The sequence below is a fragment of the Fructilactobacillus sp. X2R5C3 genome, from assembly GCF_059901325.1.
The window spans coordinates 271198-283902 of the sequence record NZ_JBWXUY010000001.1; the positions used below are offsets into that span (position 1 = coordinate 271198).

Consider the following 12705-nt stretch of genomic DNA (forward strand, 5'->3'; position numbering starts at 1 on the left):
ACAACAAATTAAATAAACGAGATGGAAAAGCTGAGTACCCGTTGAATTTTCTAAGAGAGTCTCTGGTCGGTGTGAAGGGATGAGATGAATTCGGGGAATATGGACTTTTAATCATTTGTTGGCGAGATTTTCAAACCAGCGACGGGGTTGCTACCGATATCATCGCAAGGCTCTTCTAGTTAAGACGTCGACTAGAGTAGTCTTTGAGGCAGTTACTTGAAAGGGTAACTGTAAACTAAGGTGGTAACACGAAAGCATTCGTCCTTTTTAATTAAAGGGCGGATGCTTTTTTTATTTAATTTAATGAATTAAGCAATCAAATAAAAATTAGGAAGTGGACATCATGAGGAGAAGTACTAAGTGGATTATTGGAATTATCATTGTGGTTGTGATCGTTGGGTTAGGTTGGTTTAGTTTTGCCAGACACTCGGCTGAGAGTAAAAAGACCGTTAACGTCGGTCTAATGAGCGGCTCTAAATCAGACGATGAGATTTGGAAGTCAGTCGCTGAGACTGCCAAGAAGAAGTATGGGGTTAACATTAAGTTCACCCACTTCACTGATTACACGCAGCCCAACAAGGCTTTGACTCAACACGAGATTGATTTGAACTCATTTCAACATTATGCCTTCTTAGATAACTGGAATAAACAAAATCATTCTGACATTGTTTCCGTTGGTAACACCTACATCGCTCCTATCAGACTTTATTCAAAGAAGTACAAGAACGTTAAGGACATTCCGGATGGTGGGACGATTGCCGTTCCAAACGATACTTCTAATGAGAGTCGTTCGCTTTACCTCCTTAAGAACGCGGGACTTATCACTTTGAAAAACCAGAAGGGCTTTTTAGGATTGAATGCCATTCAGAGTAATCCGAAGCACTTGAATTTCAAAGAAGTGGACGCATCACAAACCCCACGAGTACTAAACAGTGTGGACGGTGCTGTTATTAATAACACCTACGCTGTTCCCGCTCACTTAGGTGATAAGGAAACGATCTTTACCGAACCGCTCAACAATGATTCGAAACAGTGGATTAATTTGATTGCCGCTAACAAGGACCAAAAGAACAACAAGAACTACAAAGACGTTGTAAAATCATTCCAGACCAAGAAGACCGAGCAACTGGTCAAAAAGTATTATGGAAACACCGAAATTCCTGCTTGGAATCGTAAATTTTAGGAGGAACTAATGAGTAATAATATTGTGCAATTCAAGGACGTCTCAGTTACGTTCAAACAAAAAAAGAATGTGATTCACGCCGTTTCAGACGTATCGTTGAAAATTCCCAAAGGTGAAATCTTCGGAATTGCTGGCTACTCCGGTGCCGGTAAATCGACGTTAGTTCGAACCATCAACCTGCTACAAAAACCAACCGACGGGGAAGTCGATGTGTTTGGGAAAACCTTCTATAAAAAAGAAGGCGACCAAGTTTCTTCAATTAATACGAAAGAGTTGCGTGACGAACGGCGCCAAATTGGGATGATTTTTCAACATTTTAACCTGCTAGAAGAACAAAATGTCCAACGCAACGTTGAGTTCGGATTAAAACACAGTGGTTTAAAGGAAAAAGAACGTGAGGCCAAAGCCAAGAAGATGCTCGACATTGTTGGTTTGGGTGATTACCTAAAAGCCTATCCATCCCAACTCTCTGGTGGTCAACAGCAACGAGTAGCGATTGCTAGAGCGCTTGCTAATGATCCCAAGATTTTGATCTCTGACGAAGCTACTTCCGCACTTGACCCTAAAAATACCGATCAAATCTTGGATTTACTGAAAGAATTGAACGAGAAATATGGCTTAACGATTATTCTGATCACTCATGAAATGGAAGCCATCAAACGCATTTGTCAGGAAGTTGCCATCATGAGTCAAGGAAAAGTGGTTGATGTTGGTAATCTACTTGATATCTTCGTTGATTCGAAGAATCCAACTACCAGAAAGATTGTTGGAAACAGTTTCAACGCACTTGAAATCTTGAAGTCGATGAACATTGACGTTAACAAGCGAAATCTAGTTCAGTTGACGTATCTATCAGATGACATTAGCGATCCAATCATCGTTAGCCTGTACGAGAAGTTCCATATTTCGGCAAGTATCATCTACAGTAATATTGAAAAATTGGGTGAGCAGGTCGTTGGAACGTTGATTGTTGACCTGCTTGGAAGTCAAGAGGACCAAGAGGCAGCGGTTAAATACCTTAATGGTCAAGACATCAAGGTCACTGAATTGAAGGAGGCAGAATAATGGGAGCTTGGTTTGCAACTCATTTTCCCAACGTGGTTTCACAGGGATTAAATGGTGAAGAAGGCTGGATTACAGCCGTTAATCAGACGATTTACATGACGTTTTGGTCCGCAATCTTTGGTGGGATTGCAGGAATCATCTTTGGAGTTTGTTTAGTGATTTTTGCGGATAACGGGATTATGCCATGTCATCCACTGTTCTGGATTATCGACAAAGTTGTTTCACTGTTCCGGGCCGTTCCATTTATCATCTTGCTGGCCTTCATTGCCCCAGTGACGCAAAAGATTGTTGGAACCCAAATCGGAACGACGGCCGCTTTAGTACCTCTATCAGTTGGGGTCTTTCCGTTTTATGCGCGGCAGGTCCAAGTCGCCCTTGAGAGTGTCGATCATGGCATCATCGAATCAGCGGAATCACTAGGGGCCACGAACTGGGACTTAATTTTCGGCGTGTACCTCAGTGAAGCGCGTTCAGAGTTGATTCGAGTATCAACCGTAACTTTGATTAGTTTAGTTGGTTTAACCGCAATGGCTGGTGCCATTGGTGCTGGTGGTCTTGGTAACATGGCCATCTCATACGGGTACAACCGTTTCGCAAACGACACAACCTTGGTCGCAACGATCCTAGTTGTCATCATGGTTCTGATTATTCAAGTTGTTGGTGATGTCTGGGCCAAGTTCGCTAACCACGCTGATCAAGGTTAATAAATAAGAATTTAAAGAAGGGTGTTTAAGAATGGAAAAAGCAGAGAAAATCAAAATTCTACAGGATTTAATTCAGATTAAGTCCGTGAACGGTAATGAAATTGAGATCTCAGAGTACTTGTCGAAGCTGCTGAAAAAGCACGGTATTGACAGTAAGATTTTTCCGTTTGGCGACGGTCGTGCCAACCTGATTGCTGAACTTGGAACTGGTGAATCCGGCAAGGTGCTGGCTTTAGAGGGACACCAAGACACGGTGGCGGTTGCTCATCCGGAAAATTGGAAACACGATCCGTTTAATGGTGAAATCGTGGGTGACAAGATCTACGGTCGTGGTGCCGCTGACATGAAGAGTGGGCTAGCGGCCGAGGTGATTGCGCTCTGTGAGTTAGCTGATAAGGGCGAAGTTCCTGATGGGAAGATTCGTTTGATTGCGACTTCAGGAGAAGAATTCGGTGCTCCTGGTGCTTATAAGATTGAACCAAAGTATATTGACGATGTGGACGCTATGATTGTCGGTGAACCCTCCGATGGGGATGTCACCTATGCCCACTCTGGAAGTTTGAACTATCAGATCACGAGTACCGGAAAACCAGCTCACAGTTCGACTCCTGACTTGGGATTGAACGCCATTACTGGTTTGGTTAAATACATTCAGGATGAGCCGGATTTCTTCAACGATTTACCAGTTGATCCAGTGCTTGGCAAAGTCCAGCACAGTATCACCGTCATTAACGGTGGGGAACAGGTTAACATCATTCCTGGTTCGGCTAGTTTGCTTGGAAACGTCCGTCCGACCCCTGCATTTAATAACGACAACGTGATTGAATTGATTCAAACAGTCGTTGATAAAGTGAACGACGAGACGCCATATCACCTCGAATTTAAGTTGGTTCACAACTTTTATCCAATTGAAACCGATAAGGACAATCAGTTCGTCCAAGATGCTTATGAGGTTACCAAAAAGGATTATCAGAATCGCAAGCCCGAGTTGATTGTCAATAACGGTGCAACTGATGCGAGTGTTTACGTTCAGGAAAACGAGAAGATGGCAGTCATCTTGCTAGGACCTGACAAGAACAACACGTCACACCAGATTAACGAGTATACGACACTATCGAGTTATCTTGATACGATTAATGCTTATCAGGATATTGCAAAAGATTTCTTTGAAAAGTAGTAAAAATAAAGGCCTTGAACTGTGGAGTTCAAGGCCCTTTTTGTGTGGTTAGTTATATTTTAGAAAGCATTTTAATATATCTACAATTGTTGAATACAGTAATTTGTTGCTTTGCGTGAATTGTTTATATTAACGAACTAAGGCAGGTCGTTTTGGATCAAACTTCCAACCTGGGATCAGATATTGCATTGCCTTTGCATCGTCACGTGCACCAAGTCCTTTGTCAATGTAAAGTTTATTTGCGGCTTTAACAGCATCCATATCAAGTTCTATTCCAAGGCCTTCGTTTGTGTGTGGCACAGTGATTTTCCCATTTTCAATTTTATATGGATTCTTAGTTAAGTTTTGACCATCTTGCCAAATCCAATGAGTATCGATATCGTAGACATTTCCCGGTGCAGCTGCTGCAGTATTAACGGCCATTGCTAACGAGATATCGAAATGATTGTTGGAATGAATGCCCCAATTTAAATCGAATGCTTCACATAATTGTGCAACTCGAACAGCACCTTCCATTGTCCAGAAATGAGGATCGGCTAGTGGGATTGAAACTGCGTTTAATGCAATGGCATGAGACATTTGACGCCAGTCCGTATCCACCATATTAGTTGCGGTTGGCATATGAGTTTTTTTCAAGAATTCTGAAAGAATTTCACGTCCAGAAAATCCATCTTCAGCACCACAAGGATCTTCAATATAATGCAGAACACCTTTAAGTTCACCAGCATACTTTAAAGCTTCTTTCAATGACCAGCTGCCATTTGGATCTAGATCGAGTTTTGCAGTGGGGAATGCTTTATGGAGAGCCTTCATTACTTCAACTTCTTTTTCACCGTCCATAACTCCACCCTTTAATTTAAAGGTTTTAAAACCATAGCGATCCTTTGCAGCTCTTGCTAATTTAACTATTGATTTAGCATCCATAGCAGGTTTACGACGTAATTTACCCCATTCATCAGAATTATCATCGTCTTTAATATAGGGTAAATCTGTCTTTGAAGAATCACCAATAAAAAATAAATAACCTAAAATACCAACATTTTCACGTTGTTGGCCGTCACCTAATAATGCAGCAACGGGAACGTGAAGGTATTTACCCATTATGTCTAAAAAGGCAGTTTCTACAGCAGTAATAACATGAATCGTCGTGCGTAAATCAAAAGTTTGTGTTCCACGACCACTTGCATCGCGGTAACCATACTTTTTTTGTATTTCTTGAAGCACATGTTTATAGTTTCCAATAGAACTACCTAAAACAATATCTTTTGTGTCATTTAAAGTGTTGGTAATTGAATGACCTCCTGGCACTTCGCTTACACCAGTAAGTCCATTATTAGTTGTTAAAATAACTAAGTTACGAGTAAAGTAAGGACCATGAGCGCCGCTTAAATTCAATAGCATGCTGTCATAACCTGCTACTGGATATACCTCCATTTTTACAATTATTGGTGTTTTCATTTTAAATATGCTTCCTTTGTTATTTATTTATCATTCACATAATTGTATTGTAATAGTCATAATAATGATGAAACAGTCACAAAAATGTCAGTATGGGAACCAAAAGTACATATGTATTATATTAGTTAATAATGTCACATGAGCTACAATGATAAAGTGGAGGTTTAGCTAATGGATATTAATAAATTGCATACTTTTTTGACGATTGCTAAGTACGGGAGTTTTAGAGCGGCAGCTGAGAAACTTTACTTGTCACCACGTGCAGTATCTAAACAAATGGATCAAATTGAAAATGAGTTGAAGGTTAAACTTTTTACCCGACAGAAGAATAACACTAGTTTAACGACAATCGGGCGTGAATTTATTGTCACAGCGACTGATATTTTTAATAGTTACATGGATGCATATAATAAAATTCAGTTAGAAAATACGCATGATGATCGCAAAGTCATTGTGGGATTTTCGTCACCTAATCAAGCTACTATTATGCAAAGAAAATTTTCTAATGTTTTGGCGAAAAAAGATGATATCCAACTCGAACTTCGAGAAGAAAGTGGGCAACAGTTGCTTAGTCTGGTTAAAGACGGTCAAATTCACCTAGCTGTCACTCCTGAATATTATCCGAATTTGACTTATGGAGACAATATTGGGGTAAAACGACTTATAGTTGGCAATATGGTTGTTGGAATTAGTCGATTGGATCCATTGTCTAACCAGGCAACAATTGATTTGAGTAATCTAAGTAATAGATATGTATTTTATTATAGTAATGTTCAATCAACGTATTTGAGAGATATTTTCTTCTCAAAATATAATAAGATTTTTCCCAGGGGCAATATTATACGAGTGTCTTCAATTGAGCAACGTGATATGATGGTCGCTACTAATAAAGGAATTGGGTTTTATCCAGAACCATTGATATCAGTTGAAAATGTACGAAATCCAATGATTAATTTCTTAAAAATAAGTGCTAAGGAAAGCTCTTATTATGCTTCTGTACTACTTTATAACAAAAAAGAAGAAAATCCTGTAGTTCGTGATTTTTTAAAATATATTAAATAAAAAAACGTGAAGCTTTTTAAAGCTTCACGTTTTGATTTTTAAGCTAGGAAATCCGTGGCCTCTACCACTCGAACACAAGCATCATGTTTAATATGGTGTTGAACTACGTGTAGAAATCCACTTTCTATATCACGTTTAAATAAAATTAAATCATTAGTATTTTGGTTTGCACAAAGAATAAAATTGCCATCTTTGCTTATTCCGAAATCTCGTGGAAAAACACCCTCAGTTTTAATTTGTTGGTTTTTTTCTAGACGTCTTCCGCTATCTAGAACGCGATACATTGTCAAAGAATTGTGGCCTCTGTTGGAAATATACAAATGATTTTCATCAGAAGAGAGGCGAATTGCAGCAGATCCATTATGGCCGGCGTACCCTTCTGGAATATTGGAATAGTCTTCGATAAAAGCTAGTTTACCAGTTTTGGTATCGTATTCGACGACAGCAACTTTACTAGCTAATTCTCCTAATACATAAATATAGTTGGTTTTGCTAGACATAGCGATTTGTCTAGGACCAAATCCTGGTTGCATTTTCAATTCGTAAACTAGTTTAAGCTTGGCGTTTCTAGTATCAACGTCAAAAACGAACAGCTTGTCACATCCCAAACCACAAACGATTAATCGACCGTCTGGTAGTAGTCGAGCATAGTGAATATGGGCGTGATCCTGTTCGACTTTGGGCCCGTTTCCCTTGATTGGATAGGTATTACGAGATAGGATTTGATAATTATTATCCATTTTATAAGTGTGAATAGCATTGGTATTGTAGTTTGCTGCAAATAAGATCTTGTGATTAGTATCAATTGAAATATAGGATGGAACGGTATATGTCAGTTCATTCCAAAAGTATAAGTTTTTTGTAGCATCATACGCTTCATAAGATCCATGTTGTTTTGGTAAATAGTTCTCAGAAGTGATTTGACCTGTTAAAGCATCAATAATGGCGACCCCACCTTCATTTTCGTTTTTTGTTAAAACGGTAGCGATTTTTTGATCTTTGTTGGAAAAGTTAAAAAAGGCTGGATTTTCAACTTTAGCAAGTAGTGAAATGTCAGTTATTTTTTCTTTATCAGTATCCAAAGTTGCTACGTAAAGTCCCTTTGACTGGTTGTTCTTAGTGTAATTATCACTTGTGTATCCACCTAAAATAAATTTATCGATCATGTTGGTTCACCCTCCTCGTTATTTAACGGTTATCATTTTGCTTGAAGCAATTGTTTCATCAGTTAATTCTTGACCAATTCCTGGACGATTGGGGATGTTTATGCGACCATCGACTGCTTGAAAGTCGTCGTACTTACAGGTTGAACGGTCTTTAATGTTTCTAGCGCGTTGATAAACTTCGTGAATTAAAAAGTTAGGAATAACTGCCTCAACTTGAAGGGCAGCCGCAACTGCAATTGGACTTCCACAAACGTGTACTTGGGCATTAACATCGTACGTATAAGCCATATCACAAATTTTTTTAGCTTCAGTGATACCACCACAAAGGCATATGTCAGGCTGAGCAATTTTGATTGACCGATTTTCAAAGAATGGTTTAAATCCAAATCGAGTAAAGAGTCGTTCTCCAGTTGCAATTGGAATATTAACTTTTTCTGAGACTTCCTTTGTGTTGTCAGGATTTAATGTTTGAACGGGCTCTTCATAATATAAGATATCTAGGTCTTCGATGGCTTGACCGATTTTTATTGCTGAGGTGGTATCAGAATTAGCATGCATATCAATTATTATGCCCAAATTATTTCCACCAGCTTTTCTTACTGCTTTAACCCGGTTATAAGCAACATTCAATACATGCCTAGAAATGGTCCCGCGAGTATTAAAATCTTCACGTCCACTAGGATCATTACTAAGTAGAATTGGATCGAATTTCATGGCATCGTAACCTTCTGCCATAACTCGTTTTGTAACCTCAGCATATTCATCTGGAGTATAAAGTTTTAGTTTTTTGATATTTTCACCCCAGTTGTATTGTAATTGGCTAGCATAAGAACGTAAGTGATCATTCGTTTTGCCACCCAACAATTGATAAACAGGAGTGTGATAATATTTGCCTTTGATATCCCACAGAGCAATATCAATAGCACTAATTGCGGCATCAACAATAACTCCTCCAGCAATCCCCCAATAGGTGGTTGTTAGGAGTTTATTCCAAATCTTTTCAATGTTTAGAGGATTTTCTCCAAGAATAACGTGACTAAAGTCTTGTAGCATTCCAAATCCACCACGATATCCTTTTCCGTATGCTAGCCCAGCTTCACCAAATCCCGAAATGCCTTTATCGGTGTTGATGCGAATTACCAAGGGACTCCAAGCCTCTTGACTACCAGATCCATTTCCACTAAAACTTGGGTCTTTACTAGGGATTTGCATAATATCAATACTAGTGATTTTCATAATTAACCTCCTTAAAAATATAATTCCTATGCTGATAATAGTTATATTTTTATTTGGCTAACAGATACTTTTGGTTCCAATCACTTACTTATGATTCATGTTTATTATGAAAGAATTTTGTAAAAAATCAGAATACATACATTTGAAATCAATCAGCAAAAAAGATTCAGCGTAATTGGTTGTGATATTTTTTGCTATTTTAATTTGGTCTAATTATTACTACAGCTACTATTAGTTCGCCTGGAGACGTGTTGGTACCTTTATAATAGTGAATTATGTCACTTATAATCAGTTTAAAGTAACAAATTGTTATTTTAAACTGATTATTTATTAGGAGGTTACTTTTATGAAGAAAGTACTCATAAGTGAAAAAATTGATGATGCGGGTATCAAATTACTTAGAGACAATGGCTTTCGAGTGGTAATTTCACCAGATACTGATTTAGATACGATGAAAGAAGAAATTAAAGATGCTTATGCTGTTATAATGCGTTCATCACGTTTGTCAGGTGAAATGATCGCAGCGGGCAAAAAATTAAAAATCATTTCAAGAAATGGAACTGGAATTAATAACGTGGACGTGGCAAGTGCTACCAAACACGGTGTTTTGGTGGCAAAAGTAAATGGTGCTAATGCTTTCGCGGTTGCTGAGTACGCTATTGCAACAATGTTGATGTTAACTCGGAGGATAGTAGCTGATGATAAAGCGGTTCGCGATAATAAGGATAAATTAAGTAGATACGGATCCATGCCTAATTTTTCTAATGAAATGGGACTTAATGGAAACGAATTACGTGGAAAGACATTGGCGATTCTTGGTGTTGGAAGAATTGGACGTCAGTTAGCCAAATTCACAGAAGCATTTGAAATGAATATTATTGGATATGATCCACACATTAAAGATGATCCAATAACGATGTACAAAAGTTTGGAAGATGTTTTACCAAAAGCTGATTTTGTTTCTATTCATATGCCATACACTAAAGAAACTGCCAATACTATTGGGTATAAACAATTAAAAATAATGAAAAAATCAGCGTTTATCATTAATTCAGCTCGAGGTGGAATTATTAATGAAGTGGATTTGGCCCGAGCGTTAAACAATGGAGAAATTGCTGGGGCAGCCTTGGATTCGTTTTTGCCAGAGCCTCCAAAGCCTGATAACCCTTTATATAATGCAAAGAATGTATTCATGACTTCTCATATGGCGGGGACAACAGTAGAAGCTAACCGTGCACTTGGGAAAGGGGCAGCACAAGCAATTATTGATTTTGCAAATGGAAAAATGCCTGAGTTTACTGTAAATCCAGAAGTTTTTAAAAGTTAATTAGGGGAGGTGTTGAGTGATGAAATATGGAAAGTTAGTTGCAGGTATTATCGGTTTAGTATTAGGAATTATTATTGCATTCTTTATTCCGGTGCCACACGGATTAACCCATGCTGCAATGGTTGTTTTGGCCACTCTTGTAACGGCTAATATTTTTTGGATTTTTAATGTTATTCCTAGTTTTGCTACTGGGTTACTAATGTTATCTGCTTGGGTAGTTTTTAAAGCGGTGCCGTTTGAAACCTCGTTTGCTATATTCTCATCGACCACAATGTGGATCATTATTGGTGGACTTGCATTAGGAGCCGCAGCAACTAAGACAGGTTTAATAACACGAATCGCTTATAAGATTATGTCTTATTTCCCAGCGAACTTTAGGGGTCAAACGGTGGCGTTGTTTCTTTCGGGGACAATTGTTGCTCCAATGATTCCGAGTGCTCATCCAAAGGCAGCAATGAGTACGCCAATTGCTAAGGGGATTAGTGATGCTTTAGGATATAAACCTAAAAGTGCTGCAAGTTCTGGTCTTTTTTTGGCAGCAATGTGGGGATTTTTCGTAACTGAAGGTAGTTTTTTAAGCGCAACTGCCCAAAATTATGCTTTTAAGGGGCTTTTGCCAACAAAATATCAATCTGTTCTTTCATGGGGAAATTGGTTTGTTATGATGATTCCTTGGACCATTATTATATTGGTAGTAGGTTATTTTTTATTGACATTTCTATTTAAACCAAAAAATGATACTCCAATATCCAAAGAATTCATTAATTCTCGATTAACAAAATTAGGACCAATGTCGAAAGCAGAAAAAATTACTGCAATTTCTATCTTACTTGCCATCATCATGTGGATCTTTGAGCCAGTTATAGGTATTCCATCTGCGGTTACTGCTATAATCTGGGTCAGTTTATTAGTTGCTATGGGAGTATTAACCCCCAAAGATTTTAAGACAAGATTAGACTGGTCTACTATTATTTTTATTGGTACAGTTATGGCTTTAGGAAATGTTATGCAAACTGTTGGACTGACTACTTGGTTAAGATACATTTTAAAGCCAGTTATTGGGCCGATCATTGGTAATATTTGGATTGCTGTCATTATTTTGCCAATCGTGATTTACCTGATCAAGTTTATAGTTGTTTCTCTAATTTCAACAGGGACCCTTGTTACGTTGGCATTGCTTCCATTTGTTACACAGATGGGTTTTAGCCCAGCTCTGATTGTTATTATTGTTACAACAAGTGTCAATGTATGGTTACTTAGTTATATGAATGCGCCATTTTTGACTGGTTCGGCTGCTGTTCAAGATGGAATGGCATCTCGATCTTCTTTAGCCAAATCTTCAATTGGATACATGGTTATTAATATTATTGGAATGCTTGCTTGTGTTCCAGTTTGGCAATTCATGGGATTAGTGTAAATTAAATTTGTAAGTTAAAAATGATAGCATAAAAAAGAAGCCTCTTTCGAGACTTCTTTTTATTATTAAAAACTATTACAATTTTATATCTTAGAAAGCATCTTGAGTGCTTTTATTACCTTAGGGTTATCTGTTACTTTCTTATTAGCTTCTTCATTAATTCTTTTACGGTTTTTGGGATCCATTAATTTATTGAATAATTGGTTCAGCTCTTTATCGGTTATATTCATGTTAATTTCTCCTTTCTTAAACCACTAGCTATGCTTTCAATACATGCTATTTTATAAATTTAGTTTTGTCAAACGCCAAGTGTAGATTGCATTAAATCTAAGTCTAAATAACAATGAAAGGTAACATACTCTTTTAATTCAGCTTGTGACATGCTTTTTTGAGCAATTGCAACGGAAATCGTATAGAGAGCCATGTCATCATATATATCAAATGTATAATAATTATTACTAAGAAAGGTGAGAGCAGCTAACATGGCTGTTCTTTTGTTACCATTCGTAAAGAATTGGTAGCTTGCTATGGAATACCAAATATAAGTTGCCTTATCAATAATGGTAGGATGAAGGTCTTTGTTAAATAAATATTGGTTAATTTGGCCCAAAATTCGTTCTAAACCTGCCTGATCCTTTAAACCGTAGATAGTTTTTTCTTTAATTAGGATTTCGGCTTGTTTATTGATATTTTTCATTTCAGGTACACATAAATTAAATTGTGGCAAAGTTAAGACTAATCTGTCAGTTAAATGATTATGGACGTTAAAAACTGATAATTTAAGCGCGTTTTTTTCATTGGTTATTGATTTGTAAAAATGGAGATTAATTTTTGTTATTTCTTTTATATTAAGTGTTTTTTGAGTAATTTTTTATACTCATTAATCTGTTCTGTTTTACTGTTTTGATAG

12 protein-coding genes and 1 other annotated feature are annotated in these 12705 nt (G+C 37.6%); of the genes, 7 read left to right on the forward strand and 5 right to left on the reverse strand.

Annotated elements, in window-relative coordinates; genetic code table 11:
* Positions 1–12: 12 nt before the first annotated feature.
* Positions 13–269: a binding site (T-box leader), on the forward strand.
* Between the two features lie 74 nt (positions 270–343).
* From AC6UDE_RS01275 to AC6UDE_RS01290, 4 genes are read left to right on the forward strand one after another with little or no spacing between them, the layout of a single operon-like run.
* Positions 344–1183 (forward strand): MetQ/NlpA family ABC transporter substrate-binding protein, encoded by an 840-nt coding sequence (locus AC6UDE_RS01275; RefSeq protein ID WP_500696375.1) that lies wholly within the window; start codon positions 344–346, stop codon positions 1181–1183.
* A 9-nt stretch (positions 1184–1192) separates the two neighbouring features.
* Positions 1193–2248, forward strand: coding sequence for a methionine ABC transporter ATP-binding protein (locus AC6UDE_RS01280; RefSeq protein ID WP_500695430.1), 1056 nt, complete (start codon positions 1193–1195; stop codon positions 2246–2248).
* A complete protein-coding gene (locus tag AC6UDE_RS01285; RefSeq protein ID WP_010022396.1) occupies positions 2248–2952 on the forward strand; it encodes a methionine ABC transporter permease in 705 nt (234 codons plus the stop codon). The genes AC6UDE_RS01280 and AC6UDE_RS01285 overlap by 1 nt, the downstream gene beginning before the upstream one ends.
* A 31-nt stretch (positions 2953–2983) precedes the next feature.
* Positions 2984–4129 carry an ArgE/DapE family deacylase gene (locus AC6UDE_RS01290; protein WP_500696376.1) on the forward strand — a complete coding sequence of 382 codons (1146 nt, stop codon included), beginning with the start codon at positions 2984–2986 and terminating at the stop codon, positions 4127–4129.
* Between the two features lie 129 nt (positions 4130–4258).
* Here the strand turns inward: AC6UDE_RS01290 and AC6UDE_RS01295 are convergent, their stop codons facing one another.
* On the reverse strand, positions 4259–5587 hold the full coding sequence (locus AC6UDE_RS01295; RefSeq protein WP_500696377.1) for an enolase C-terminal domain-like protein: 1329 nt from the start codon (positions 5585–5587) through the stop codon (positions 4259–4261).
* A 171-nt stretch (positions 5588–5758) separates the two neighbouring features.
* On the opposite strand from AC6UDE_RS01295, the gene AC6UDE_RS01300 reads away from it, so the two are divergent.
* Positions 5759–6649, forward strand: a complete 891-nt coding sequence (locus AC6UDE_RS01300) for a LysR family transcriptional regulator (RefSeq protein ID WP_500695426.1) — start codon at positions 5759–5761, stop codon at positions 6647–6649.
* Positions 6650–6687: 38 nt separating this feature from the next.
* Here the strand turns inward: AC6UDE_RS01300 and AC6UDE_RS01305 are convergent, their stop codons facing one another.
* Positions 6688–7815 carry a lactonase family protein gene (locus tag AC6UDE_RS01305; protein ID WP_500696378.1) on the reverse strand — a complete coding sequence of 376 codons (1128 nt, stop codon included), beginning with the start codon at positions 7813–7815 and terminating at the stop codon, positions 6688–6690.
* An 18-nt stretch (positions 7816–7833) separates the two neighbouring features.
* Positions 7834–9051: a mandelate racemase/muconate lactonizing enzyme family protein gene (locus AC6UDE_RS01310; protein ID WP_500695424.1), complete on the reverse strand. Its 1218-nt coding sequence runs from the start codon at positions 9049–9051 to the stop codon at positions 7834–7836.
* A gap of 346 nt (positions 9052–9397) precedes the next feature.
* Between AC6UDE_RS01310 and AC6UDE_RS01315 the strand changes: the two genes are divergently transcribed.
* A complete protein-coding gene (locus AC6UDE_RS01315; RefSeq protein ID WP_500696379.1) occupies positions 9398–10378 on the forward strand; it encodes a hydroxyacid dehydrogenase in 981 nt (326 codons plus the stop codon).
* 19 nt (positions 10379–10397) lie between these two features.
* Entirely contained in the window at positions 10398–11795 is a 1398-nt protein-coding gene (locus AC6UDE_RS01320) for an SLC13 family permease (protein ID WP_500696380.1), read from the forward strand.
* A gap of 83 nt (positions 11796–11878) precedes the next feature.
* Here the strand turns inward: AC6UDE_RS01320 and AC6UDE_RS01325 are convergent, their stop codons facing one another.
* Complete coding sequence (locus AC6UDE_RS01325; protein WP_500696381.1) at positions 11879–12025, reverse strand: hypothetical protein; 147 nt, start codon at positions 12023–12025, stop codon at positions 11879–11881.
* Positions 12026–12093: 68 nt separating this feature from the next.
* Positions 12094–12492, reverse strand: a complete 399-nt coding sequence (locus AC6UDE_RS01330) for a type II toxin-antitoxin system death-on-curing family toxin (protein WP_500696382.1) — start codon at positions 12490–12492, stop codon at positions 12094–12096.
* Positions 12493–12705: the final 213 nt, after the last annotated feature.